Here is a 25932-nt window from a genome sequence, read left to right as displayed (position 1 = left end):
ACGCGCCGACCCATACCGGAGCCCCTACTTCCACTTCTGGCCGATTTGCAACGAATAGTGACATCCCGCGTGCGCAATGTGATGTGCTGGGACCGAACGCGCACATGGCAAGGGCTTGCGACATACGACAGGCACACAGCGCACGCAGCACACACAGCGCACACATGACACGCCCGCGCCGCGCCGCGCCGCATCACACACGGGGACACGAGGGAGGGGAGCACCCATGGGGTCGGAGAAGATCCGCCGCTGGGAGTCGGGAGCACTCGCACACGCCGTGACGGACCCCTTCGGCCAGGGCCCGGTCCCCTGGCTCCGCGGCAACCCGACGTACTTCGACGACACCGGCCGGATCGTCCCCTGGTACGTCGACTGGTATGTCGACCCGGCCCGGCAGCGCACGCCGAAGAGCCCCCGCGTCCCCGCACCCCGTTCCGCGGCGGGCCCCCGTTCCGCCGACGACGTGCACCGCCAGATCAAGGGTTTCACCTCCACCGGCGCGGTCGCCCCCGGCGAGGCCGTCGACTTCCACATCACCGTCGACCCGCCCCAGGAATTCGGCGTCGACGTCTACCGCATCGGCCACTACAGCGGTGACGGCGCCACCAAGATGACCTCAAGTCCCCGCCTGTCCGGCATCGTCCAGCCCCCGCCGCTCGCCGCCGACCGGACGGTCTCCTGCCACCACTGGTGGCTGTCCTGGCGCCTGCAGATCCCGAGCTACTGGAGCATCGGGGCGTACGTCGCCGTCCTCACCACCGCCGACGGCTACCGGTCCCACATCCCCTTCACCGTCCGCGACGACCACCCTGCGGACCTGCTCCTCCTCCTGCCCGACATCACCTGGCAGGCCTACAACCTCTACCCCGAGGACGGCCGCACCGGCGCCAGCTTCTACCACGCCTGGGACGCCGACGGCCGCCTGCTCGGCGAGGCCGACGCCGCGACCACGGTCTCCTTCGACCGCCCGTACGCGGGCGCCGGCCTCCCCCTGCATGTCGGCCACGCCTACGACTTCATCCGCTGGGCCGAGCGCTACGGCTACGACATCGCCTACGCCGACGCCCGCGACCTGCACGCCGGGCACATCGACCCCACCCGCTACCGCGGCCTGGTCTTCCCCGGCCACGACGAGTACTGGTCGGCGGCCATGCGCCACACCGTGGAACGCGCCCGCGACCACGGCACGTCCCTGGTCTTCCTCTCCGCCAACTCGCTGTACTGGCAGGTGGAGCTGAGCCCGTCCCCCTCCGGCGTCCCCGACCGCCTGCTCACGTGCCGCAAACGCAGGGGCCCGGGCAAACCCGTGCTCTGGCGCGAGATCGACCGCCCCGAGCAGCAACTGATCGGCATCCAGTACGCGGGCCACGTCCCCGAACCCCACCCCTTGGTCGTCCGCAACGCCGACCACTGGCTGTGGGAGGCGACCGGCGCGCACGAGAGCGACGAGATCGAGGGCCTGGTCGCGGGCGAGGCCGACCGCTACTTCCCGCGCGCCCCGCTCCCCGAGCACGAGAACCGCATCCTGCTCGCGCACTCCCCGTACACCGACCGCGAGGGAGTCGTCCGCCACCAGGAGACCTCCCTCTACCGCGCCCCCTCCGGTGCCCTGGTCTTCGCGTCCGGAACGTTCGCGTGGTCCCCCGCACTGGACCGCCCGGGCCACGTGGACCCCCGTATCCAGCGCGCCACCGCGAACCTCCTGGACCGCATCTGCAAACGTGACTGAGCCCAGCTCCACGCCCCCGGGCCCGGCTCCACGCCCCCGGGCCCGGACCGATCTGCGGCATACAGGAGAATCGAGCCACCTGCACAGAACCACGGGGAGGAACCGTGTCCGGATTCGTAGAAAAGCCCGAGCCGATCCAGGTTCCGGGCCTGGTGCACCTCCACACCGGCAAGGTGCGCGAGCTGTACCAGAACGAGGCGGGCGACCTCGTGATGGTCGCCAGCGACCGCATCTCCGCCTTCGACTGGGTGCTGCCGACCGAGATCCCCGACAAGGGCCGCATCCTCACCCAGCTTTCCCTGTGGTGGTTCGACCAGCTCGCCGACCTGGTACCCAACCACGTCCTGAGCACCGAGCTGCCCGCCGCCGCCCCCGCCGACTGGGCGGGCCGCGCCCTGGTCTGCAAGTCGCTCCGGATGCTTCCGGTCGAGTGCGTGGCCCGCGGCTACCTCACCGGCTCGGGCCTGGTCGAGTACGACGAGACCCGTACCGTCTGCGGCCTCGCCCTCCCCGAAGGCCTCGTCGACGGCTCGGAACTCCCCGCCCCGATCTTCACCCCGGCCACCAAGGCCGAGGTCGGCGAGCACGACGAGAACGTGTCGTACGAGGAGGTCGCCCGCCAGGTCGGTGCGGACACCGCCGCCCAGCTGCGCCAGGCGACCCTCGCCGTCTACTCCCGCGGCCGGGACATCGCCCGCGACCGGGGGATCATCCTCGCGGACACGAAGTTCGAGTTCGGTCTCGAGAACAACGACAGCCTCGTCATCGCCGATGAGGTCCTCACCCCCGACTCCTCCCGCTTCTGGCCGGCCGACCAGTGGCAGCCGGGCCGCGCGCAGCCGTCGTACGACAAGCAGTTCGTCCGCGACTGGCTGACCTCGCCGGAGTCGGGCTGGGACCGGGCGAGCGAGCAGCCCCCGCCGCCGCTGCCGGAGCAGGTGGTGGAGGCGACCCGTGCGAAGTACGTGGAGGCGTACGAGCGCCTCACCGGAACCACCTGGAGCTAGGGCCTGTCCGGCGGATCATGCCGCAGACGCGGGGTCGCAGTGACACTAGCCTCCCCCACTCTCGGCTTCGCTCGAGCGGGGGGACCCCCATCGCGGCGGGCGCCCATCTGCCGCGTTGTCGTCACTCTCCCCCACGCTCGAACAGAGCTCGCGCGGGGGCACCCCCATCGCTCCGCGTCGACTCCCTCCTCCGCCTTGCAGCTGGACGCACCAGACCCCGCTCACCTGCGCTCATTGGGCGCCGCCGATGTCCTGCGACCTGATCCGCCGGACAGGCCCTAGCCGCACGGAAAACACGAGAAAGCCCCGGTCCGATGGACCGGGGCTTTCAGACAACCGAGCGGACGACGAGGCTCGAACTCGCGACCTCAACCTTGGCAAGGTTGCGCTCTACCAACTGAGCTACGTCCGCGTTGCGCCGTGGCGCGAGAGCAACTATACCCAACCTCGCTCGCGCGCGAGTCGTACGGCCGAGTGCCGGTTCTCCGCCCCGAGCTTGGTCACGGCCGACGACAGATAGTTCCGTACGGTCCCCTGCGACAGCGCGGCCCGCTCGGCGATCTCCGCGACGGGCGCCCCGTCGGCCGCGAGCTCCAGCACCTCCGCCTCCCGCGCGGTCAGCGGCGAGTCCCCGGCGGAGATCGCGTCGGCGGCCAACTCGGGGTCGACGTAGCGGTTTCCGGCATGCACCGTGCGGATGATCTCCGCGAGCCGCTGCGCGCTTACCGTCTTCGGGACGAATCCGCGCACACCTGCCTCCAGGGCCCGCTTCAGATGCCCGGGCCGCCCGTGACCGGTCACGATCAGCACCTGGCAGCCGGGCAGCTCGGCGCGCAGGGATGTGGCGACCTTCACACCGTCCGCGCCGGGCATCTGAAGATCGAGTACGGCGACATCGGGGACGTGGGCACGAGCCATGGCCAGCGCCTCGGGTCCCGTCGCCGCCTCCGCGACGATCAGCAGGTCGTCCTCCAGGGAGAGCAGCGCGGCCAGCGCACCCCGGATCAGATGCTCGTCGTCGGCGAGCAGGAGCCGTACGGGAGACGTCATGCCATGACCTCGCTCACCCGGGCCGTGCTCAACGGCACCTCCGCGACCAGCCGGAACAGCCCTCCACCGACCGGCCCCGCCTCCAGCGTCCCGTCCACCGCCGCGAGCCGCTCCCGCAGCCCGGCCAGCCCCGAACCGTCCGCACCGGAGTCCGCACCGGAGTCCGCACCCGAGTCCGCACGCGAGTCCGCACCGGAAGAGGCACCTGCCGAGCCACGGGACGAGCCACCGGCCGAGCCACCGGCCGAGCCACGGGACGAGCCACCGGCCGAGTCACCAGACGACGCACCGGCCGAGTCACCAGACGACGCACCGGCCGAGTCACCAGACGACGCACCGGCCGAGCCACCAGACGACGCACCAGACGACGCACCGGCCGACGCACCGACCCCATCGTTCTCCACCATCAGCACCACACGCCCCTCCGTCACCCGCAGGCTCACCGCACACCGCCCGGCATCCCCGTGCCGCAGCACATTGGTCGTCGCCTCCCGCACCACCCAGCCGAGCGCCGACTGCACCTCGGCAGGCAGCCCGGCCGCCTCGCCGGTCAGCTCGCACCGGATGCCCGCGGCCGTCAGCACCCCCTGTGCACCGGTGAGTTCGACCTCCAGGTCGGCCTCCCGATAGCCCCGTACGACCTCCCGGACCTCGCGTTGCGATTCGTGCGCGATCCGCTGCACCTCGATCATCTGCTCCACGGCCTCGGCCCGCCCGCGCTGGGCCAACTGCACGGCCAGTTCGCTCTTCAGCGCGATCACGGCGAGGTTGCGCCCCATCACGTCGTGCAGGTCCCGCCCGAACCGCAGCCGTTCCTCGGCGACGGCGAGGCGGGCACGGGTCTCGCGGGCCTCGTCGAGTTCGTAGACGGCGTTGAGGAGCCAGACGGAGAAGACGGCTGTGAAGGCGAGGAGCCCGGCGCCGAACAGCACGGCCACACCCCCGGACAGGGCGGCGGGCCAGGGGCTGCCCAGCGCCAACGAGACGCCCGTGGCGCCCAGCGCGAAGCCCCCGACCAGCGCGAGCACCTGGCGCCGCTGCCGGAGGCCGATCGCGAGGGCGCAGATACCGAAGATCAGGACGGTGCCGAAGGTCCCGCCCGCGGCGGTGTCGACATCGTCACCGCTCGGGCCGTACTCCGCGATCGCGAGGGCCAGCAGGCCGACCACGGCGGTGATCCCCCCGAGCGTCCACAGCTGCCGTACGGGCCGCTCGCGGCCGCCGCGCGCCCAGTCCAGCGCCCGCGACGCGGTCACCGTGAAGGTCACGGCATGCACGACCACCATCAGCATCAGCCCGATCGCGAGGCGCGGTCCGATCCCGCTGAACCCCAGGAGCGGGAGAGTCGCCAACTCCATCACCGCGAAGAAGTGGAACGACCACCGCGTGTACGTCTCCACCTTCTCCGGCGTGCTCTTCCCCCGCCACCACGTGCCCGGCCCGCGCATCTCCCCGCTCCCCCCGGTACGACCAGTACTACCTACGTCAGCTACTACGTACGTCAGCTACTACGTACGTCAGCGCCGCGGCTCCCACCGGAACCACCGCCGTACAGCAAACACGCCCATGGCGGTCCAGGCCAGCGCGGTCATCACGGGCCCCAGCGCCTCGTACGCCGAGAGATCTCCGGTCCAGCCACCCCGCACGAGCGTGATCACCGGCGTCAGCGGCAGCAGTTCGAGCATGCTCGCCACCCGGTCGGGCATGAGCTCCAGCGGTACGGCGATCCCGGAGGCCACCATCGAGACCATCACCAGCGGCAGCGTGGTGACCTGCGAGCTCTCCACGGTCCGGGTGAAGCTCGCCGTCACGGCGGCCAGGGCCGCGCACATCACCAGGCCCAACAGCAGCCCGACGACGGCGAGATGGGGTGCCTTCGGGGCCGCCAGGTCGAGCAGCGCGGTGCAGCCCGCCACGAGTAACAGGGACTGTACGAGGCCGATGGTCACGGCCGGCAGCGTGGCGCCGGCGAGGATCTCGCCGTCGCTCAACTCGCCGGTGCGCAGCCGCTTGAGCACGAGTTCCTCGCGTCGGGCGACGAAGGCGCCGACGAGCACCCCGTACACGGCGAACAGCAGCGAGACGCCGACGGCGGCGGGCAGAAGCACCGTGCCGACGTTCAGGCCGGCCTCCTCGAGGTCCATGTCCTCGATGACCGAACGCACGCTGATCGGCATGACAAGCGGCACGAACAGGGCGGCGACGAGTGTTCCCCTGCTGCGCCCCAGCAACGTCAGCTCAGCACGCGCCAGCGACGTCATCCGGCCGACCGGCGTCGTGATCAGGTCACTCATGCCGCATACTCCTCAACCGTCTCGAGGGAACCGGCCGCCTCCCGCGCGATCCCCAGGAACGCCTCCTCCAGCGAGGCCGACCGCACATCCAGCCGCCGCAGCTCCACCCCGGCCCGCTCGGCCCACACCAGCAGCCCGGTGGCCGCCCGCTGCAACTCCCGTGTCCGCAGCCGTACGACGCTCCCCTCGACCTCGTGCCCGCACACCCCCAGCTCACCGAGCGGCGGCAGGTCCCCCACGAAGTAGCCGTGGGGCAGCTCGAAGGAGATCCGGGACGGCTGCGCGGCGGTCACCTCGGCAGGCGTGCCGGCGGCCGCGATACGGCCCTCGTGGAGGATCGCCAGGCGGTCGGCGAGGTCCTCGGCCTCTTCCAGGTAGTGCGTGGTCAGCAGCACGGTCGTACCGCCGTCGCGCAGCGCGCGCACCAACTCCCAGGTGTCGCGGCGCCCTTCGGCGTCCAGACCGGTCGTCGGCTCGTCCAGGAACAGCACCTCGGGCCTGCCGAGCAGCGCGAGCGCCAGGTCCAGGCGCCGCCGTTCACCCCCGGACAACTGCTTCACCCGCACGTCGGTCTTCCCCTCCAGACCGACCAGCGCCAGCGCCTCCCGCGGCGGACGCGCCCCGCTCACGCACCCCGCCCACATCCGCGCGGTCTCCGCGACGGTCAGCTCGGACGGAAAGCCGCCCTCCTGCAACATCACCCCGGTCCGAGGACGTACGGCGGCCCGCTCGGCGTACGGATCATGTCCCAGCACGCGCACCCGGCCCCCGGCCGGCGGTGCCAGCCCCTCCAGCAGCTCGACCGTCGACGTCTTGCCCGCCCCGTTGGTGCCGAGCAGCGCGAAGACCTCGCCGCGGTCCACGCGGAAGCTGATCCCGCGCACCGCCTCGAACCCGCCCCCGTACACACGTCTCAGGTCAGTGACCTCAATCACGTGTTCGTGTTCGTTCGTGTCCATGCCCTCAGCGTCCCGGCGCCTCGGGCCCGGCGGCAGTGCGAGCTGTCACCACTCCGTGTGACAAATGTCAGACGCTCATGTCGCGACACGCTCATGTCGCGACACGCTCATGTCGAGACACGACAAAGGTCCCAGTCATAAGACTGGGACCTTCGAAGGTCTTCGAAAAGAGAGCGGACGACGAGGCTCGAACTCGCGACCTCAACCTTGGCAAGGTTGCGCTCTACCAACTGAGCTACGTCCGCATTGCCTCCGACCGGCTCTCACCGATCGGCGCGAGCACCAGCCTACCTGATCCACAGGAGTGGTCGGGACCGGCGATGCAGAGCGGGTGACAGGAATTGCACACTGCGCCTTCCCCCTGGAAGGGGGATGTTCTACTACTGAACTACACCCGCAAGTACTCCGTGGGCTGGGCTTTTCCGGCCTCGCCCCTCGGCGTGCTCCAGACTCTAGCTGACCAGGAGGGGTGCAGCGCAAGTCGGTTGCGCCGAGGGGCGGGTGACCGGCCGTGGGCCATGGCTCACTTGCTTCACTGAGCCGCGGTGAAAGCCTCGTAGACCTTCTTCGGGATCCGCCCGCGCGCCGGGACGTCCATCTTGTTGGCCTGGGCCCAGGCCCGCACGGCCGCCGGGTCGGGGGCGACCTCCGTCTGCCGGTACGCCTTGCCGGACCTCGACCGCTTGCGGCCGGCCTCCACGTACGGCTCGAGCGCCTTACGCAGTTTCTTGGCATTGGTTGTGTTCAGGTCGATCTCGTACGACTTGCCGTCGAGTCCGAAGGCGATCGTTTCCGCCGCTTCCGAGCCGTCGATGTCGTCAAAGAGAGTGACCACGACCTTCTGCGCCACGAATATCGGTCCCTTCGTGCGACACCTCTGCGATGACGTGCCAGGACGCCTGTGAGATGTCGACTGTCCGCCTGTTAATGGGCAAAGTATCGGCTATTGGCAATTCATTTGTACAGTGCTCGGCATTGCAATGTGAAGCTCGACTAAATCTGTCAGCGTGTCCGAGCGCAATACGGATGCCGGGGCTGATCCAGGATCTTTCCCTGAACTTTTCGTGAAGGCACCCGTCCGATACCGGATCGTGACAGCGCTCACGTAGATTCCTACAACTCTACCCGCGTAGAAATTTTGTGCGGGTAGTCTGAAGGTACTTGCAGGAACCTGCTCAGCACCACAACACCGGGAGTGCCAGTGGCACGCGTCGTAGTCGACGTCATGCTCAAGCCGGAGATCCTCGACCCCCAGGGCCAGGCGGTGCAGCGCGCACTGCCGCGCCTGGGTTTCGACGGCATCTCGGACGTACGTCAGGGAAAGCGATTCGAACTGGAAGTTGACGGGCCGGTCGACGAGGCCACGCTCGCCCGCATCCACGATCTCGCGGAATCCTTCCTCGCCAACACCGTGATCGAGAACTTCACCGTCCGGATCGAGGAAGTCGCGGAGGCCGTGAAGTGACCGCTCGTATTGGCGTCGTCACTTTCCCGGGCAGCCTGGACGACCGGGACACCCAGCGCGCGATCCGTCTCGCGGGTGCCGAGCCGGTCGCCCTGTGGCACAAGGACAAGAACCTCCACCAGGTCGACGCCGTGGTGCTGTGCGGAGGTTTCTCCTACGGCGACTATCTGCGCGCCGGTGCCATCGCGCGCTTCTCGCCGGTGATGGAGCCCCTGCTCGAGCAGGCGAAGGCCGGACTGCCGGTCCTCGGCATCTGCAACGGCTTCCAGATCCTCACCGAGGCCCACCTCCTCCCGGGCGGGATGCTCGGCAACGACCACCTCCACTTCATCTGCCGCGACCAGAAGCTGCGGGTGGAGAACGCGGAAACCGCCTGGACCACCGACTACACGGCCGGCCAGGAGATCAACATCCCGCTGAAGAACATGGACGGCCGGTACGTCGCCGACGAGTACACGCTGGACAAGCTGGAGGCCGAGGGGCGGGTCGCCTTCCGCTACCTGGCCCACGGCGAAGCCGTTGATGGATACGGCAACCCCAACGGCAGCCTTCGGGACATCGCGGGCGTCTCCAACGAGGCCGGCAACGTCGTAGGCCTGATGCCGCACCCGGAGCACGCCGTGGAGCCGCTCATCGGCACCGGCCGCACCGACGGCCTCCCCTTCTTCACCTCGATCCTCAAGAAGCTGGTCAACGCATGAGCCGGACGCCTCTGGACACGGTCGAGCACGCGGCCGCGACCCCCGACGTCGAGCTGCCCTGGGCCGAACTCGGCCTGAAGAAGGACGAGTACGAGCGCGTGGTCGAGATCCTCGGCCGCCGGCCCACCGGTGCCGAGCTCGCCATGTACTCGGTGATGTGGTCCGAGCACTGCTCGTACAAGTCGTCGAAGGTGCACCTGCGCCAGTTCGGCGAGAAGGCCCCGCAGTCCGACGCCCTGCTCGTCGGCATCGGCGAGAACGCGGGCGTCGTCGACGTCGGCCAGGGTTACGCCGTCACCTTCAAGGTCGAGTCGCACAACCACCCCTCGTACGTCGAGCCCTACCAGGGCGCGGCCACGGGCGTCGGCGGCATCGTGCGCGACATCATCGCGATGGGCGCCAGGCCGGTCGCCGTCGTGGATCCGCTGCGCTTCGGTGCGGCCGATCACCCGGACACCAAGCGTGTGCTCCCCGGTGTCGTCGCCGGCATCGGCGGCTACGGCAACTGCCTGGGCCTGCCGAACATCGGCGGCGAGGTCGTCTTCGACGCCTGCTACCAGGGAAACCCGCTGGTCAACGCCGGTGCCATCGGTGTGATGCGGCATGAGGACATCCACCTTGCGAAGGCGTCCGGCGCGGGCAACAAGGTCATCCTGTACGGCGCCCGGACCGGCGGCGACGGCATCGGCGGCGCCTCGATCCTGGCCTCCGAGACCTTCGACGACGCCAAGCCGTCGAAGCGCCCCGCCGTCCAGGTCGGCGACCCCTTCCAGGAGAAGCTCCTCATCGAGTGCACCCTGGAGGCCTTCAAGGAGAAGCTGGTCGTCGGCATCCAGGACCTGGGTGCGGCGGGCCTGTCCTGCGCGACCAGCGAGCTGGCCTCCAACGGCTCCGGCGGCATGCGCGTGACGCTGGACGACGTACCGCTGCGCGACTCCACGCTCTCGCCCGAGGAGATCCTCATGAGCGAGTCGCAGGAGCGCATGTGCGCGGTCGTCGAGCCGGAGAAGGTCGACCGCTTCCTGGAGATCTGCGACAAGTGGGACGTCATCGCCACCGTCATCGGCGAGGTGACCGACGGCGACCGCCTGGAGATCTACTGGCACGGCGGCAAGATCGTCGACGTGGACCCGCGCACGGTGGCCCATGAGGGTCCGACGTACGAGCGCCCGTACGCCCGCCCGTCCTGGCAGGACGAGCTCCAGGCGGACGACGCGAACAAGCTGGCCCGTCCCACCACCTCGGACGAGCTGAAGGACCAGGTCCTGAAGCTGGTCGGCTCCCCGAACCAGGCCTCGAAGTCCTGGATCACCTCCCAGTACGACCACTTCGTGCAGGGCAACACGGTCCTCGCCCAGCCCGAGGACTCCGGGATGATCCGCATCGACGAGGCGAGCGGGCTCGGCGTGGCCATCGCGACCGACGGCAACGGCCGGTACGCGAAGCTCGACCCGTACGCGGGCGCGCAGCTGGCGCTCGCCGAGGCCTATCGCAACGTCGCCACCACCGGCGCCAAGCCGCTCGCCGTCTCCGACTGCCTGAACTTCGGCTCGCCCGAGGACCCGGCGGTGATGTGGCAGTTCGCGGAGGCCATCCGCGGACTCGCCGACGCCTGCCAGCAGCTGGGCACGCCGGTCACGGGCGGCAACGTCTCGCTCTACAACCAGACCGGCGAGGCGGCCATCCATCCGACCCCGGTGGTCGCGGTCCTCGGTGTCATCGACGACGTCGCCCGCCGCACGCCGGTCGCCTTCCAGGAGGAGGGCCAGCTGCTCTACCTCCTCGGTGACACGCGCGAGGAGTTCGGCGGCTCGGCCTGGTCGCAGGTGATCCACGACCACCTGGGCGGCCTGCCCCCGAAGGTCGACCTGGAGCGCGAGCGGCTGCTCGCCGAGATCCTGATCTCCGCCTCCCGCGACGGCATGATCGACTCCGCGCACGACCTGTCCGACGGCGGTCTGATCCAGGCGGTCGTGGAATCCGCCCTGCTCGGCGGCAAGGGCGCGCGTCTGGTCGTACCGGACGGGCTCGACGCCTTCACGCTCCTCTTCTCGGAGTCGGCGGGCCGCGCGGTCGTCGCCGTACCCCGCTCGGAGGAGCTCCGCTTCACCGACATGTGCGGCGCGCGGGGCCTGCCGGCCACGCGGGTCGGTGTCGTGGACGGTGACACCGTCGAGCTCCAGGGCGAGTTCACGCTCTCCCTGGAGGAGCTGCGCATCGTGCACGAGGGGACCATTCCGGCGCTGCTCGCGTAGCGGTCGCTCGCGTAGCCGGTCGTAAGACGACGAAGGCCCCGCCCGTTCCGACGGGCGGGGCCTTCGTGTGTTGCCCTCATGGCCTTGCACGTAATTACGTACTTCCGTAATCTCGTGGGTGTGGAACTGGAACAACGCGTCGCCGACCTGGAGCGCAGGTTGGCGGCGCTGGAGAGCGCGCAGCGCACCGCGCCGCAGCTGGACGAGAGCGACTTCTGGGCCCTGCACGGGCTGAAGGAGCAGCTGGCCGGGCTGGGCGTGGCCGGCGGAGGGGTGCTGTTCACGGGCGCCGTACGACTGCCGGCCGGGGAGCGCTACGACTGGCAGCGAACCGCTCTGACCGAGGAGCTGCTGAACGACGACTGGACGCGGGCCGCCGAGTCCTTCGCCGCGCTCGGACACCCGGTCCGGCTGCGGCTGCTCCGGGAGATCCTCGGCGGCCGGCGCACCGCGGCCGAACTCGCCGAACTGGAAGAGGTGGGCACGACCGGCCAGATCTACCACCACCTGCGCCAGCTGACCGGCGGAGGCTGGCTGCATACGACCGGGCGGGGCCGTTACGAGGTGCCGGCGGGGCGGGTGGTGCCGCTGCTGGTGGCGCTGGCCGTGGGCCTGCCCTGACACACAGACACCAACCAGGGGGAAAGACGTCCGGACGCAAACTCGCCAAGATCGCCTACCGCGTTCTGCAGCTGACCTTCATCGGCCTGTTGATCGCCCACTTCTCGCTGGACCTCAGCTATCCGTGGTGGTGGAACTTCCTGCCGATCGTCCTGTCCTGCGGGATCCTCGTCGTCGCCAACAGGTGGGGCGGCGCCCCGGACAGCCCCCGCGTGGCCCGGGAACCGATCGAGGTCGCCCCGCCCGTCACCGGCCGCTGGTCGGCGCAGAACAGCCCGGCCGACCGCACTCCGAGCCATGGCACGCACGCCTACGGCCAGACGTACGCGATCGACGTCGTCGCCGAGCCCGAACCGGGCACCCGCCCGGGCTTCCACTGGCTGTGGCCGCTCGCCCGCCGCAACAGCGCCTTCCCGGCCTTCGGCGCCCCGCTCCTCGCGGTGGCCGACGGCACCGTCGTAAGGGCCACCGACCGGCAGCGCGACCACCTGAGCCGTACGTCGCTGCTCGCGCTGCTGTACCTGATGATCCTGGAGGCGTCCGTGCGCGACCTGTCCGGCGTCAAGCGGATCGTCGGCAACCACGTCGTCCTCGACCTCGGCAACGGCACCTACGCGCTCTACGCCCACCTCCAGCGCGGCTCCCTCACCGTCCGCGAGGGCGACCGAGTGACCGCCGGACAGCCCCTGGCCCGCTGCGGCAACTCCGGCAACTCCACCGAGCCCCACCTCCACTTCCAGCTGATGGACGGCCCCGACCCGGACACCGCCCGCGGCATTCCCTTCACCTGGCGAGGCATCGGCGTCCCCCGCAACCGCGAGGTGTTCGAGGCGCCCGCGACGACATCACAGCCCGCTCAGGGCCTGTCCTAAGCTGCCGCCATGCCCCCGGCCAAGAAGCGCGCCCGCACCTACGACCCCGTCAAGATCCGCACCGCGGTGCTCACCCAGTTCGGGCACGTACGGGAAGCCGTACGGACCCTGACCCCCGAGCAGCTCGCCCTCCCCACCCGCCTGGCGGGCTGGACCGTACGGGAGCTGGCCGCGCACGTGACCATGGCCGTGGAGACCGTCAGCCGCAACCTCGACCGGGACGAGCCGGCCGAGCCCGAGCTCACGCTGCTGGACTGGCCGTTCGCGACCGCCGTACGCGCCGCCGACATCGACGACGGCACGCACGCCCTGGCCGCCGAGAACCCCGACCTCGACGCCCTCTGCACCCGCACCGAGGAGCGGCTGGCCAAAGCCCTCGCCACCGCCCCCGGCACCCGCCTCCTGGCCGCCCGCACCGGCGCCATGACCCTCGCCGACTACCTGGTCACCCGTACCGTCGAACTCGTCGTCCACACCGACGACCTGAACGCCGCCGTCCCCGGCTTGGACATCCCCTACGACCGTCAGGCCCTCGCCGCCTGCACCCGCCTCCTCGCCGACGCCCTCGCGGCCAAGGCCCCCGGCGGTTCCACGGAGGTGCGGATCCCGCCGTACGCCGTCGTGCAGTGTGTTCAGGGGCCGAGGCACACCCGCGGCACCCCGCCCAACGTCGTCGAGACCGACCCGCTGACCTGGATCCGCCTCGCCACCGGGCGGGTGACCTGGACGGACGCCGTCGAGGCGGCCGAGGTCAGCGCGAGCGGGGAGCGAGCGGATCTCGGCGGGCTGCTGCCACTCATGTCGTAAGGAACCGGCGTGACGGCAACCGGCGAGGGGAACCAGGGAACCGATCCCCCCACCCGCTCCGTCGAATCGGCATGTACAGGCAAAAGCAGCGCATGATCCTGACGGCCGCCGCCGCGATCGTTCCGCTCGTGGCGGCCTGCGGAAGCGAGAAGGCGGGCGGTGATCCCGGCAGCGGCTCGGTCGCCGTCCAGCGCCCCGTCACCGGCGTCGACTGGAGCGTGGACAGCTTCACCGCGGACGGCGCGACCCAACGCGCCCAGGGCAAGCCGTACCTCGCCTTCGACGAGAAGACGGGCAAGGTCGCGGGCCGGCTCGGCTGCAACCACGTCAACGCCGACGCCACGGTTCGCGACGGACATATCACCGTTGGTCGCCCGGCCACCACCCGAATGATGTGCGACACCTCACTCATGAAGACCGAACGGGCTCTGCTGAAGCTCTTCAACGGCAAGATCAGTTATCGGGTGGACGCCGACAACCTCACGCTGACCAGCACGAACGGCACGAGCGTGCGAGCCGTCGCCGCCAAGTGATCCACTACCGCGAATCATCCTGGAGCATTACCCAATTCGGACCAGTGGTCGACCTCGCCTACACTCGGAGGCGTGCCACGTGGTGACGGTCGACTCAGTCATGATCTGCTCCCCGGCGAGAAAGGCCCCCAGGACGCTTGCGGCGTCTTCGGTGTCTGGGCTCCGGGCGAAGAGGTCGCCAAGCTCACTTACTTCGGGCTGTACGCCCTACAGCATCGGGGCCAGGAATCCGCGGGAATCGCGGTCAGCAACGGCTCCAAGATCCTCGTCTTCAAGGACATGGGCCTGGTCTCCCAGGTCTTCGACGAGGCCTCGCTCGGTTCGCTCCAGGGTCATATCGCGGTCGGACACGCCCGCTACTCGACCACCGGCGCCTCCGTGTGGGAGAACGCCCAGCCGACGTTCCGTGCCACCGCGCACGGCTCCATCGCGCTCGGCCACAACGGCAACCTCGTCAACACCGCCCAGCTCGCCGAGATGGTCGCCGACCTGCCCAAGCAGGAGGGCGGCCGCACCCCGCGCGTGGCGGCCACCAACGACACCGACCTGCTCACCGCGCTCCTCGCGGCCCAGGTCGACGACGACGGCAAGCCGCTGACCATCGAGGAGGCCTCCGGGAAGGTCCTCCCGCAGGTGCGCGGCGCCTTCAGCCTCGTCTTCATGGACGAGCACACCCTGTACGCCGCCCGCGACCCGCAGGGCATCCGCCCGCTGGTCCTGGGCCGCCTGGAGCGCGGCTGGGTCGTCGCCTCCGAGTCCGCCGCCCTCGACATCTGCGGCGCCGCCTACGTCCGCGAGATCGAGCCGGGCGAGTTCGTCGCCATCGACGAGAACGGCCTGCGGACGTCCCGATTCGCGGAAGCGAAGCCCAAGGGCTGCGTCTTCGAGTACGTGTACCTGGCCCGCCCGGACACCGACATCGCCGGCCGCAACGTCTACCTCTCGCGTGTCGAGATGGGCCGCCGCCTCGCCAAGGAGGCCCCCGTCGAGGCCGACCTGGTGATACCGACTCCGGAGTCCGGCACCCCGGCCGCCATCGGTTACGCGGAGGCGTCCGGCATCCCCTTCGGCGCCGGCCTGGTGAAGAACGCGTACGTCGGCCGTACGTTCATCCAGCCTTCCCAGACCATCCGCCAGCTCGGCATCCGCCTGAAGCTGAACCCGCTCAAGGAAGTCATCAAGGGCAAGCGTCTGGTCGTCGTCGACGACTCGATCGTGCGCGGCAACACCCAGCGGGCCCTGGTGCGGATGCTCCGCGAGGCCGGGGCGGCGGAAGTCCACATCCGGATCTCCTCTCCGCCCGTGAAGTGGCCCTGCTTCTTCGGCATCGACTTCGCCACCCGCGCCGAACTCATCGCCAACGGCATGAGCATCGACGAGATCGGCACCTCCCTGGGCGCCGACTCCCTGGCGTACATCTCCATCGACGGCATGATCGAGGCGACCACCATCGCCAAGCCGAACCTGTGCCGCGCCTGCTTCGACGGCGAATACCCGATGGAGCTGCCCGACCCCGAGCTGCTCGGCAAGCAGCTCCTGGAGACGGAGCTGGCCGCGGGCCCGGCCGCCACGGCCGCCGCCGACGCGATCCGCCGCCCGTAGAAGCCCGCACTACCTGCTGTACGACACGAAGGTGCTCATTAGCCATGTCTGAGACAACTGGTGCCAGCTACGCGACCGCGTCTTACAAGACAGCAGGTGTCGACATCGAAGCGGGCGACCGCGCCGTCGAGCTGATGAAGGAGTGGGTGAAGAAGACGCAGCGCCCCGAGGTCCTCGGTGGCCTCGGCGGCTTCGCCGGCCTCTTCGACGCCTCGGCCCTCAAGCGCTTCGAACGCCCGCTGCTCGCCTCCGCCACCGACGGTGTCGGCACCAAGGTCGACATCGCCCGCCGCCTCGGCGTCTACGACACCATCGGCCACGACCTGGTCGCCATGGTCATGGACGACATCGTGGTGTGCGGTGCCGAGCCGCTGTTCATGACCGACTACATCTGCGTCGGCAAGGTGCACCCCGAGCGTGTCGCCGCCATCGTCAAGGGCATCGCCGAGGGCTGCGTCCTGGCCGGCTGCGCCCTGGTGGGCGGCGAGACGGCCGAGCACCCCGGCCTGCTCGGCCCGGACGACTTCGATGTCGCCGGCGCCGGTACCGGGGTGGTCGAAGCCGACCGGCTCCTCGGCGCGGATCGCATCCGTAAGGGTGACGCCGTCATCGCCATGGCGGCCTCCGGTCTTCACTCGAACGGGTACTCGCTCGTCCGGCATGTCCTGCTGGACCAGGCAGGGCTGTCCCTGGACGCACGGATCGAGGAGTTCGGCCGCACGCTGGGCGAGGAACTCCTGGAGCCGACCAAGATCTACTCCCTGGACTGCCTGGCCCTGATCCGCACCACCGACGTGCACGCCTTCTCGCACGTCACCGGCGGAGGCCTCGCCGCCAACCTGGCCCGCGTCATCCCCGACGAACTGCACGCGACCGTCGACCGCTCCACCTGGACCCCGGCCCCGGTCTTCGACCTCGTCGGCAAGACCGGTCAGGTCGAACGCCTGGAGCTGGAGAAGACCCTGAACATGGGCATCGGCATGATCGCGATCGTGCCGCAGGAATCGGCGGACGTGGCCCTGGCCACACTGGCCGACCGCGGCGTCGACGCGTGGGTCGCCGGCGAGATCACGGACAGGAGCGAGCACCCCACGGGTGCCGCCCTGGTCGGTGACTACGCCTGATCCCTTGCAAGCAGCACAGAACCCGGTCGGTGACCGAAGTCACCGACCGGGTGAGTGCTCAGTACAAGGTCAAGCGCCGCGACGTTGCTGTGAGGAATCCTCGTCCTCGTCGTCGCCGTCCTCGTAGAGGTCGGCATAACGCGAGTACAGATCGTCGTCGTCCTGCTCATCGTCCTCGAAACGATCGCCGTTCGGCGATTGATTCGACGTCGATGCGCCCAGCTCCTCGGCCAGGCGTGAGAGATCAGTCCCACCGCTGTTGTACTTCAGCTGGCGGGCGACCTTCGTCTGCTTGGCCTTGGCCCGGCCGCGCCCCATGGCTCGACCCCCTCAACGACGGGGCTCGACGGCCCCAGAGTCTTGACACGCGTTCATGATCCCGAACGGGCTCTCCGTGGAGAGACCGGTCCGTAGGGCTTCCACGGTACCTGAGCCCGCGCCCATACGGTACGTCGCCCGCAGCACGAGCGTGTGCTCAGGACCTTCGAGGCGCCCCGTCCTCGCTGGTCAATCGCGATTTTAACCACTTATCGGCGGCCGACCCGCCGGTAGAAGTGAGAGTTCTCTCCAACAGTCCACCGACGGGTACCGGCCCAACCCGTGTCACAGCCTCCTGCGGGCTTCCGCCATCCGCTGCTCGGCGATCCGGTCGGCCGCGGCGGCCGGAGGGATCCCGTCCGCCTTCGCACGTGCGAATATGGCCAACGTGGTGTCGTAGATCTTCGCCGCCTTCGCCTTGCACCGCTCGAAGTCGAAGCCGTGCAACTCGTCGGCCACCTGGATGACCCCGCCGGCGTTCACCACGTAGTCCGGCGCGTAGAGGATCCCGCGGTCGGCGATGTCCTTCTCGACACCCGGGTGGGCGAGCTGGTTGTTGGCCGCGCCGCACACGATCCTGGCGGTCAGCACCGGCACGGTGTCGTCGTCGAGCGCCCCGCCCAGCGCGCACGGGGCGTAGATCTCGAGCCCGTCCACCCGGATCAGCGCGTCCGTGTCCGCGACGGCCGTCACGCCCGCCGGGTGGCGGTCGAGGATCCGCCGTACGGCCTCCTCGCGCACGTCCGTGATCACGATCTCGGCGCCCTCGTCCAGCAGGTGCTCCACCAGGAGGCGGCCGACCTTGCCGACGCCCGCGACGCCGACCCGGCGGCCGCGCAGCGACGGGTCGCCCCACAGGTGCTGGGCGGAGGCCCGCATGCCCTGGTAGACGCCGAAGGCGGTCAGGACGGACGAGTCGCCGGCGCCCCCGTTCTCAGGCGACCGGCCCGTCGTCCAGCGGCACTCGCGCGCGACGACGTCCATGTCGGCGACGTACGTACCGACGTCGCACGCGGTGACGTACCGCCCACCGAGCGAGGCCACGAACCGGCCGTACGCGAGGAGCAGCTCCTCGCTCTTGTCCCGGTCCGGGTCGCCGATGATCACGGCCTTTCCGCCGCCGTGGTCGAGACCGGCCATGGCGTTCTTGTACGACATCCCGCGCGCGAGGTTCAGCGCGTCGGCGACGGCCTCCCGCTCGCTCGCGTACGGGTAGAAGCGGGTACCGCCGAGGGCGGGGCCCAGAGCGGTGGAATGGAGGGCGATGACGGCCTTCAGACCGCTCGCGCGGTCCTGGCAGAGCACGACCTGCTCATGACCTCCCTGCTCCGAGTGGAACAGGGTGTGCAGGACATCAGCGGGCGCGCCGGTTACGTCGGTCACGGTGGTGACTCCCTGGTAAGTAGCGGCGGTCGGACACGGGCTCCCGTATGGGTGGCGGGACCTGTGAGCATGAGATTAGAGCCTGAGCCCCTCCGTGGGCCGCGCACCGCCGGGGGCCCCCTCCTCCCGGCGTAGAGCCGTGCGACGATTTGCATGTTTTCCCGTTCGTTTGTGTGCGGGTTTCGCAGGTTTTCCCGGCAGACGGCGGGGGAGGGAGCAGGCGTGCCCAAGGTGTCCTCGGTGATCGTTCCGTACGCGACGTATCTGCGCGTGTACGAACCGCTGGCCGCCTTCCCGGAGCCGGAGCGCAGCCACTGGGCGCGCTACGCCCGCCGCCCCGACCGCCCGTCGTACCAGGACGAGCTGCGCCGCTCGCTGGCCGATCTGCTGCCCACCCCGCCCATCCCGGTGCCGGTGCACGAGAGCAGCGACGCGTTCGTGCTCGAGACCGACGGCGTGCTGTGCGTGTGTCCGTGGCGCACCCGGCTGCGCGGCTGGCAGGCCCTCGGAGAGCTCGCCGAGGAGCTTCCGGCGCCCGTGCTGGACGCGGTGCTGCCCCCGGTCGTGCGGCGTCAGGCCGCCCAGGACTACGAGCGCTGGCTGGCCCGCAACCCGGACGCCCGGCCGTGGATCCGCACGGCGACCTGGCAGGTGCCGCTGAACTGGTTCGTGCTGGTCTCGGACGAGGAGCGGCGGTTCGACAAGGGCTCCGGCGACGTCCCTCCGATGCTGCGCTACCGCACGCCGATGGTGCAGGCCCGGCGGCGGGTGGCGCGGGGCCTGAGGGCCCTGAAGGAGGCCATCGACGAGGGGCCGCTGATCGACGGCCTGGTGGACGTGGGGCGCTGGCTGGAGGAGTTCCACCCGCGCTCGCTGGTGGAGCTGGACTATGGCGGGCTGGTGCATACGCTGCCGGCCGGCGAGCTGGAGGACGATCATTCGGCGGCCGATGTGGCCGAGGGCATCGACGCGCTGCGGCGCGGTGACGACGTCGCGGCGGGCGAGGCGTACGCGCGGCTCGTGGATCGGTGGCGGTCGGTGCGGGACCGGCGGTCGGCGAACTGACGTTTGACGTAGCGCCCGTTTTGGGGTTTCGTCCTCGCTCTGAGGTTCTTGAGGTTTCGTCAACATGGGACGTAGGTCCCGATCCGGGCGTTCACCTCAAGTGGGGGTCAAGTATCGGCAAGCGTGACGGACCGCACGTACGCGGCTCTTGCGTCCCTTGCCCCTCCTCATGCCAAAATAGGACAAGGAGTCCGGGGAGGATTCCGCTCGCATTGCACGCTTTGGGGGGTCTGGTGACTCCTGATCGTCCTGTGACTGATCGTCACAGTGGCGTGACTGTCCGCTATGGCATGGTCCATCGGCTTCCGTCGCTGATGAACACCTGGAGGGGCAATTCCATCGGTTTGGCCGACGCGGCTGGACAGATGGTGTAGTTGTAGTGCCGAGGACAAGCCGTTCGTCCTATAACCGACTCGACTCGCGTCCGCCATTTCGGGCAACGCGGGTCAAGGTGCAGAATTTAGAGGAAAGAACCGAGAAGGTTCGGTTCTCCCGAGGAGGCCGCTCATGACCGCTCGCACCCCTGATGCCGAGCCGCTGCTGACCCCGGCTGAGGTCGCCACGATGTTCCGCGTCGACCCCAAGACGGTCACGCGGTGGGCGAAGGCCGGCAAGCTCACTTCGATCCGTACGCTCGGCGGGCACCGTCGCTATCGCGAGGCGGAGGTCCGTGCTCTGCTCGCGGGCATCCCGCAGCAGCGCAGCGAGGCCTGACAATCACATATTCGGGCATTTCGGCAGGCCCCTACCGGCCGAGACGCCCGAAGCCCTAGCTCCAACCGACGCGGGTCCTGCCCCAACAGGCCCCACGCCCAAGCCCTTTGGGGCTTCCCAAGCAGTGCCAAGGGTGCGTCGTCGATCGCGCTGGACTCCGCCGGGTCCAGCGCGATCTTTTTTGTGCGTGGAAGGTGGTCGTCCGGGCGGCTCTGTGAGCGGCCTTGTCGGAGTCTGGGGAGGGGTGTCGGATCTCCTGTGGGTGCACCCCTGAGCAGAGTGCAATTGCACATATTAAATTGACCAGTTGTAGGCGAGGTGTAAGTACCGCGATTTCAGAAACTCATGCGGTGACACCCGTCACACACCAGAGTCCTTGTTGCCCCTGCCGCGCGTGCGCTAGGGCCTGTCCGGCGGATCAGGTCGCAGGAAATCGGCGGCGCCCCATCCAACGCAGATGGGCGTGCCAGACCCCGCGTCTGCGGCATGATCCGCCGGACAGGCCCTAGTGGAGATCGTCATGTGCTGGAGGGCGCGGTGGAGACGCTCCGCCCTCGACGTTCTCGTCCCGGCCCTGTGCGGGCCGGGAAGGGGAGTCCATCGCCAGCCGCAGCAGATGGTGGCAGATGGGACAGTGGCGCGTCAGATGGCGGTACGAGCTGGCGGCCGACAGATGCGCGCGAAGCAACGCCCGCGTCTCGTGCCTAGCCGATGCCGCCATACGCCACCTCCAGGGGGGGGCCGCGCGGGAAGCGGGGCCCTGGTCCCTGAGTACCGAGCGAATGTGACGGCGTCAAGGTGGCGTGGGCGCGCGGGGGCGGCCGGGCGCCCACGCCGTAGCGCACGCAAGAGAGCCCGGGTCGAAGACCCGGGCTCTCTCATTCACTGCGGTCCTGACGGGATTTGCTGTACCCGATTGCGGCTGCGCCGCGGGCGCGGCCTCCACCTCGGCGGGGCGGCGAGCGGTGTGGGCGTGTGTGCGGGCATGAGTGAGGGCCGCGTCCCGTTGCGGGATGCGGCCCTCTTTCTTCACTGCGGTCCTGACGGGATTTGCTGTACCCGATTGCGGCTGCGCCGCGGGCGCGGCCTCCACCTTGACAGGCCGGCGAGCGGTCTGGGCGTGTGTGCGGGCATGAGAAAGGGCCGCGCCCCGATGCGGGACGCGGCCCTCTTTCTTCACTGCGGTCCTGACGGGATTTGAACCCGCGGCCTCCACCTTGACAGGGTGGCGAGCACTCCAAACTGCTCCACAGGACCAGGTTTCGCGGCACTTGGTGTTGCGCTGTGCTGCGAAAAGAGACTGTACAGGAGGGGGGCCGCCTGGTCGAACTCACCCACCGTACGGGCGCCGTTACGGCACCGCCGCGTCGATCGCCTTCACGATCCGCTTGTCGGAGACCGGGTACGCCGTACCGAGCGCGTGGGCGAAATAGCTGACCCGGAGCTCCTCGATCATCCAGCGGATGTCCAGGACCGAGGACGGGATCGGGCGGCCCTGCGGCATCTGCTCCAGGAGCCACGCGTACTCGTCCTGCATCTCGTGGACCTTGCCCATGCGCGTGGTGTCCCGCTGGACGTTCGTCGGCATCTGCTGGAGGCGTCGGTCCGCGGCGACCAGATAGCGCATCAGGTCGGGAAGACGCCGTAGACCCGCCTCCGTCACGAAGCCCGGCTTCACGAGGGCGTCCAGCTGCTTGCGTACGTCCTGGAGGTTCGGCAGCAGCACAGGGCTCCGTACGGCCTTCAGGCGGCGCTCACAGGCCTGCCAGGCCGCCAGCACCTGCTGCACCTGCCCCACCGCACGGACCGTCGTGTCGACGATCTCGGCGCGCACCTTGTCGTACAGCTTCCGGTACGACTCCTCGTCCCACGCCGGCCCCCCGAAGTCCCCGATCAGCTTGTCCGCCGCGGCCATCGCGCAGTCGTCGAACAGGGCCTGGACGGAGCCGTGCGGATTCGCGGACAGGGCGAGCTTCTGGGGGTTCGTCAGCTTGTCGGACGCGAACTTCGCCGGGTTGACCGGGATGTTGCGCAGGATGAGCCGCCGCGTGCCCTTCCACATCGCCTGCTGCTGCTCCGCCTCCGTGTCGAAGAGCCGTACCGAGACGGTGTCCGCCGTCGGTCCGTCGTCGACCAGCGCCGGGTACGCCTTGACCGGCTGGCCGGCGCGGCGGGTCTCGAAGACGCGGGTGAGGGAGCCGATCGTCCAGTCGGTCAGGCCCTTGCGTTCCAGGGACTCGCCGCCCTGGCGTTCGGCCGTCGCGGCCGCCGCCTGCGACAGGGCCTGCCTCGCCTTCGGCTTCAGCCTGAGCTTCAGCGCCTCCAGGTCCTTGTCCTCGGCCAGCTTGCGGCGGCGCTCGTCGACGATCCGGAAGGTGATGCGCAGGTGGTCGGGGACCTTCGACCAGTCGAAGTCGTCGGCGGTGAAGGGGACTCCGACCATGCGCTTGAGCTCGCGCGCCATGGTCGTGGTCAGCGGCTCCTGCAACGGCACCGCCGTGTCCAGGAACCGCCCCGCGAAGTTCGGCGCGGGCACGTAGTGACGGCGGATCGGCTTGGGGAGGGACCGGATCAGCTCGGTGACGACGTCTTCCCTCAGGCCCGGGATCTGCCAGTCGAAGCCCTCGTCCGTGACCTGGTTGAGGACCTGGAGCGGGATGTGGACGGTCACACCGTCCGCGTCCGCGCCCGGCTCGAACTGGTAGGTGACACGGAACTTCAGCGGTCCCTGCCGCCAGGTGTCGGGATAGTCGTCCTTGGTGACCGCCTCCGCCGACTCACGGATGAGCATCTCCCGCTCGAAGTCGAGGAAGTCGGGCTGCTCGTGCCGCTTGTGCTTCCACCAGGAGTCGAAGTGGGCGCCGGAGACGACGTGTTCGGGGACCCGCTGGTCGTAGAAGTCGAAGAGGGTGTCGTCGTCGACCACGATGTCCCGGCGCCGGGCCCGGTGCTCCAGCTCCTCGACCTCGCTGAGGAGTTTGCGGTTGTCGGCGAAGAACTTGTGGTGCGTGCGCCAGTCGCCCTCGACCAGGGCGTTGCGAATGAAAAGCTCGCGGGAGATCTCCGGATCGATCCGGCCGTAGTTCACCTTCCGCTGGGCGACGATCGGGACGCCGTACAGCGTGACCTTCTCGTACGCCATCACGGCCGCCTGGTCCTTCTCCCAGTGCGGTTCGCTGTACGTCCGCTTGAGCAGGTGCTCGGCGAGCGGTTCGACCCACTCCGGCTCGATCTTGGCGTTGACACGGGCCCAGAGGCGGGAGGTCTCCACCAGCTCCGCCGACATCACGAAACGCGGTGTCTTCTTGAAGAGGGCCGAGCCGGGGAAGATCGCGAACTTGGCGTTCCGCGCACCCAGGTACTCGTTCTTGTTGCCGTCCTTCACGTCCTTCATGCCGATGTGCGAGAGCAGGCCGGCCAGGAGGGAGACGTGGATGCGGTCGGCAGGGGCGTCGGTTCCCGCCGCGGGCTCCTCGAGATGCAGGCCCATCTGCTTGGCGACGGTCCGCAACTGCGTGTAGATGTCCTGCCATTCACGAATGCGCAGGAAGTTGAGGTACTCCTGCTTGCACATGCGCCGGAAGGACGACGAGCCGCGCTCCTTCTGCTGCTCGCGGATGTAGCGCCACAGGTTGAGATAGGCGAGGAAGTCGCTCGTCTCGTCCTTGAAGCGGGCGTGCTGCTGGTCGGCCTGGGTCTGCTTGTCGGCGGGGCGTTCGCGCGGGTCCTGGATGGACAGCGCGGCCGCTATGACCATGACCTCGCGGACACAGCCGTTCTTGTCGGCCTCCAGGACCATACGGGCCAGGCGGGGGTCGACGGGGAGCTGCGCGAGCTTGCGGCCGGTGTCGGTGAGCCGCTTGCGTACGTCCTTCTGCGCCGGGTCGAGCGCGCCGAGCTCCTGGAGGAGCTGGACGCCGTCACGGATGTTGCGGTGGTCCGGCGGGTCGATGAAGGGGAACTTCTCGATGTCGCCGAGGCCGGCGGCGGTCATCTGCAGGATGACGGAGGCGAGGTTCGTACGGAGGATCTCCGCGTCGGTGAACTCCGGCCGGGCGTTGAAGTCGTCCTCGCTGTACAGCCGGATGCAGACACCGTCGCTGGTCCGTCCGCAGCGGCCCTTGCGCTGGTTGGCGCTGGCCTGGGAGATCGGCTCGATGGGCAGCCGCTGGACCTTGGTGCGGTGGCTGTACCGGGAGATCCGGGCGAAGCCGGGGTCGATGACGTACTTGATGCCCGGGACGGTGAGGGAGGTCTCGGCGACATTGGTCGCCAGGACGATTCTGCGGCCGGTGTGGGGCTGGAAGACGCGGTGCTGCTCGGCGTGGGAGAGCCGGGCATACAGCGGCAGCACCTCCGTGCCCTGCCAATTAGCGCCTCCGGCGCGGGGGTACCTCTTCTTCTCCAGCGCATCCGCCGTGTCCCGGATCTCCCGCTCGCCGGAGAGGAAGACGAGGATGTCGCCCTTGCCCTCGGCCTGGAGCTCCTCGACGGCGTCGCAGATGGCGGTGATCTGGTCCCGGTCGGAGTCCTCGCCGTCCTCCTCCAGGAGAGGCCGGTATCGCACCTCGACGGGATACGTCCGCCCGCTGACCTCGACGATCGGTGCGTCGCCGAAGTGCCGGGAGAAACGCTCGGGATCGATGGTCGCGGAAGTGATGACGACCTTGAGATCCGGCCGCTTGGGCAGCAGCTGGGCGAGATACCCCAGCAGGAAGTCGATGTTCAGGGACCGCTCATGGGCCTCGTCGATGATGATCGTGTCGTAGGCGCGCAGCTCGCGGTCGGTCTGGATCTCGGCGAGCAGGATGCCGTCGGTCATCAGCTTGACGAAGGTGCCGTCCGGGTTCACCTGGTCGGTGAACCGCACCTTCCAGCCGACCGCCTCACCCAGCGGGGTGTCGAGCTCCTCGGCGACGCGCTCGGCGACGGTACGGGCGGCGATACGACGGGGCTGCGTATGCCCGATCATGCCCCGGACCCCCCGCCCCAGCTCAAGGCAGATCTTCGGGATCTGGGTCGTCTTCCCGGACCCGGTCTCACCGGCGACGATCACGACCTGGTGATCACGGATGGCGGCCGCGATCTCGTCCTTCTTCTGGCTGACGGGCAGTTGCGCGGGGTAGGTCACGGCGGGCACACGGGCACGCCGCTCACCCATCCGCGCCTCGGCCTTCGCGACCTCCGCCTCGATCTCGCCGAGCACGACGGCCCGGGCCTCGGGCTTACGGATCTTGCGCGCACCTTCGAGCCTGCGCCCGAGCCGGTGCGCATCGCGCAGGGAGAGCTCGGTCAGGCGGGGGGCGAGAGTGCCGAGAGCGGGGGCGCCGGGGGCAGGGTGGGTAGACATACGCGATCCAGGATCTCATCCTCCGGATTTTCCTGGCGAACGCTTTTGCCTCCGGCGGTTGGGCGGCACCAGAACGTCGAAGA

At 69.4% G+C, this 25932-nt stretch carries 22 protein-coding genes and 4 tRNA genes; 13 read left to right on the top strand and 13 right to left on the bottom strand.

The features are described 5' to 3' along the window. Positions 1 to 226 precede the first annotated feature (226 nt). Positions 227 to 1729 carry a N,N-dimethylformamidase beta subunit family domain-containing protein gene (locus tag Q4V64_RS24935; RefSeq protein WP_124440898.1) on the top strand — a complete coding sequence of 501 codons (1503 nt, stop codon included), beginning with the start codon at positions 227 to 229 and terminating at the stop codon, positions 1727 to 1729. A gap of 104 nt (positions 1730 to 1833) precedes the next feature. Beyond that, positions 1834 to 2736, top strand: coding sequence for a phosphoribosylaminoimidazolesuccinocarboxamide synthase (locus Q4V64_RS24930; protein WP_124440899.1), 903 nt, complete (start codon positions 1834 to 1836; stop codon positions 2734 to 2736). A 339-nt stretch (positions 2737 to 3075) separates the two neighbouring features. On the opposite strand, the gene Q4V64_RS24925 is transcribed toward Q4V64_RS24930, so the two are convergent. From Q4V64_RS24925 to Q4V64_RS24890, 8 genes are all read right to left on the bottom strand, one after another. Then, a tRNA-Gly gene (locus tag Q4V64_RS24925) sits at positions 3076 to 3148 on the bottom strand. 23 nt (positions 3149 to 3171) lie between these two features. Beyond that, positions 3172 to 3786 carry a response regulator transcription factor gene (locus tag Q4V64_RS24920; RefSeq protein WP_124440900.1) on the bottom strand — a complete coding sequence of 205 codons (615 nt, stop codon included), beginning with the start codon at positions 3784 to 3786 and terminating at the stop codon, positions 3172 to 3174. Next, a complete protein-coding gene (locus tag Q4V64_RS24915) occupies positions 3783 to 5234 on the bottom strand; it encodes a sensor histidine kinase (RefSeq protein WP_124440901.1) in 1452 nt (483 codons plus the stop codon). The genes Q4V64_RS24920 and Q4V64_RS24915 overlap by 4 nt, the downstream gene beginning before the upstream one ends. A 69-nt stretch (positions 5235 to 5303) precedes the next feature. Beyond that, the gene (locus tag Q4V64_RS24910; RefSeq protein WP_124440902.1) at positions 5304 to 6080 is read right to left on the bottom strand and encodes an ABC transporter permease; all 777 of its coding nucleotides are present in this window, start codon (positions 6078 to 6080) and stop codon (positions 5304 to 5306) included. Further along, positions 6077 to 7039, bottom strand: coding sequence for an ABC transporter ATP-binding protein (locus Q4V64_RS24905; RefSeq protein ID WP_124440903.1), 963 nt, complete (start codon positions 7037 to 7039; stop codon positions 6077 to 6079). Before Q4V64_RS24905 ends, Q4V64_RS24910 begins: the two co-directional genes overlap by 4 nt. A gap of 172 nt (positions 7040 to 7211) precedes the next feature. After that, positions 7212 to 7284, bottom strand: a tRNA-Gly gene (locus Q4V64_RS24900). Between the two features lie 81 nt (positions 7285 to 7365). Then, a tRNA-Gly gene (locus tag Q4V64_RS24895) sits at positions 7366 to 7437 on the bottom strand. A gap of 134 nt (positions 7438 to 7571) precedes the next feature. After that, positions 7572 to 7889 carry an Lsr2 family protein gene (locus tag Q4V64_RS24890; RefSeq protein ID WP_124440904.1) on the bottom strand — a complete coding sequence of 106 codons (318 nt, stop codon included), beginning with the start codon at positions 7887 to 7889 and terminating at the stop codon, positions 7572 to 7574. Positions 7890 to 8240: 351 nt separating this feature from the next. Here Q4V64_RS24890 and purS point away from each other — a divergent pair, with 351 nt between their 5' ends. The 9 genes from purS to purM all read left to right on the top strand — a co-directional run bounded on the left by purS (position 8241) and on the right by purM (position 17019). After that, the gene (gene purS / locus Q4V64_RS24885) at positions 8241 to 8504 is read left to right on the top strand and encodes a phosphoribosylformylglycinamidine synthase subunit PurS (RefSeq protein ID WP_124440905.1); all 264 of its coding nucleotides are present in this window, start codon (positions 8241 to 8243) and stop codon (positions 8502 to 8504) included. Continuing rightward, on the top strand, positions 8501 to 9205 hold the full coding sequence (purQ, locus tag Q4V64_RS24880) for a phosphoribosylformylglycinamidine synthase subunit PurQ (RefSeq protein WP_124440906.1): 705 nt from the start codon (positions 8501 to 8503) through the stop codon (positions 9203 to 9205). The genes purS and purQ overlap by 4 nt, the downstream gene beginning before the upstream one ends. Beyond that, on the top strand, positions 9202 to 11460 hold the full coding sequence (purL, locus tag Q4V64_RS24875; protein WP_124440907.1) for a phosphoribosylformylglycinamidine synthase subunit PurL: 2259 nt from the start codon (positions 9202 to 9204) through the stop codon (positions 11458 to 11460). Before purQ ends, purL begins: the two co-directional genes overlap by 4 nt. A 120-nt stretch (positions 11461 to 11580) precedes the next feature. After that, positions 11581 to 12081 carry a helix-turn-helix domain-containing protein gene (locus Q4V64_RS24870; RefSeq protein WP_253267032.1) on the top strand — a complete coding sequence of 167 codons (501 nt, stop codon included), beginning with the start codon at positions 11581 to 11583 and terminating at the stop codon, positions 12079 to 12081. Positions 12082 to 12170: 89 nt separating this feature from the next. Then, positions 12171 to 12953, top strand: coding sequence for a M23 family metallopeptidase (locus tag Q4V64_RS24865; protein ID WP_253267033.1), 783 nt, complete (start codon positions 12171 to 12173; stop codon positions 12951 to 12953). 9 nt (positions 12954 to 12962) lie between these two features. Next, the gene (locus tag Q4V64_RS24860; protein ID WP_124440910.1) at positions 12963 to 13760 is read left to right on the top strand and encodes a maleylpyruvate isomerase family mycothiol-dependent enzyme; all 798 of its coding nucleotides are present in this window, start codon (positions 12963 to 12965) and stop codon (positions 13758 to 13760) included. Between the two features lie 71 nt (positions 13761 to 13831). After that, on the top strand, positions 13832 to 14293 hold the full coding sequence (locus Q4V64_RS24855; RefSeq protein ID WP_124440911.1) for an META domain-containing protein: 462 nt from the start codon (positions 13832 to 13834) through the stop codon (positions 14291 to 14293). A 72-nt stretch (positions 14294 to 14365) separates the two neighbouring features. Beyond that, positions 14366 to 15895: an amidophosphoribosyltransferase gene (gene purF, locus Q4V64_RS24850; protein WP_124440912.1), complete on the top strand. Its 1530-nt coding sequence runs from the start codon at positions 14366 to 14368 to the stop codon at positions 15893 to 15895. 44 nt (positions 15896 to 15939) lie between these two features. After that, positions 15940 to 17019, top strand: coding sequence for a phosphoribosylformylglycinamidine cyclo-ligase (gene purM / locus Q4V64_RS24845; protein ID WP_124440913.1), 1080 nt, complete (start codon positions 15940 to 15942; stop codon positions 17017 to 17019). A 69-nt stretch (positions 17020 to 17088) separates the two neighbouring features. Here purM and Q4V64_RS24840 read toward each other — a convergent pair whose 3' ends face one another. Together Q4V64_RS24840 and Q4V64_RS24835 are read right to left on the bottom strand one after the other, a co-directional pair. Next, positions 17089 to 17337 carry a DUF3073 domain-containing protein gene (locus Q4V64_RS24840; RefSeq protein ID WP_124440914.1) on the bottom strand — a complete coding sequence of 83 codons (249 nt, stop codon included), beginning with the start codon at positions 17335 to 17337 and terminating at the stop codon, positions 17089 to 17091. A gap of 285 nt (positions 17338 to 17622) precedes the next feature. Further along, entirely contained in the window at positions 17623 to 18720 is a 1098-nt protein-coding gene (locus Q4V64_RS24835; protein WP_124440915.1) for a Glu/Leu/Phe/Val dehydrogenase dimerization domain-containing protein, read from the bottom strand. A 222-nt stretch (positions 18721 to 18942) separates the two neighbouring features. Here Q4V64_RS24835 and Q4V64_RS24830 point away from each other — a divergent pair, with 222 nt between their 5' ends. Both Q4V64_RS24830 and bldC read left to right on the top strand, forming a co-directional pair. Continuing rightward, complete coding sequence (locus Q4V64_RS24830) at positions 18943 to 19785, top strand: hypothetical protein (protein ID WP_124440916.1); 843 nt, start codon at positions 18943 to 18945, stop codon at positions 19783 to 19785. A 507-nt stretch (positions 19786 to 20292) separates the two neighbouring features. Continuing rightward, a complete protein-coding gene (bldC, locus tag Q4V64_RS24825; protein WP_003949541.1) occupies positions 20293 to 20499 on the top strand; it encodes a developmental transcriptional regulator BldC in 207 nt (68 codons plus the stop codon). 505 nt (positions 20500 to 21004) lie between these two features. Here the strand turns inward: bldC and Q4V64_RS55185 are convergent. The 3 genes from Q4V64_RS55185 to hrpA form a co-directional block, all read right to left on the bottom strand. Further along, positions 21005 to 21220, bottom strand: coding sequence for a DUF6274 family protein (locus Q4V64_RS55185; RefSeq protein ID WP_124440917.1), 216 nt, complete (start codon positions 21218 to 21220; stop codon positions 21005 to 21007). Between the two features lie 461 nt (positions 21221 to 21681). After that, positions 21682 to 21756 (bottom strand) — tRNA-Asp (locus Q4V64_RS24820). 94 nt (positions 21757 to 21850) lie between these two features. Then, positions 21851 to 25849, bottom strand: coding sequence for an ATP-dependent RNA helicase HrpA (hrpA, locus tag Q4V64_RS24815; RefSeq protein WP_124440918.1), 3999 nt, complete (start codon positions 25847 to 25849; stop codon positions 21851 to 21853). Between the last annotated feature and the right edge of the window lie 83 nt (positions 25850 to 25932).

It is taken from the genome of Streptomyces sp. NL15-2K (assembly GCF_030551255.1).
Classification (GTDB): domain Bacteria; phylum Actinomycetota; class Actinomycetes; order Streptomycetales; family Streptomycetaceae; genus Streptomyces.
Note: the sequence above shows the minus strand (reverse complement) of the source record. Positions and strands in the feature narration are given on the sequence as shown.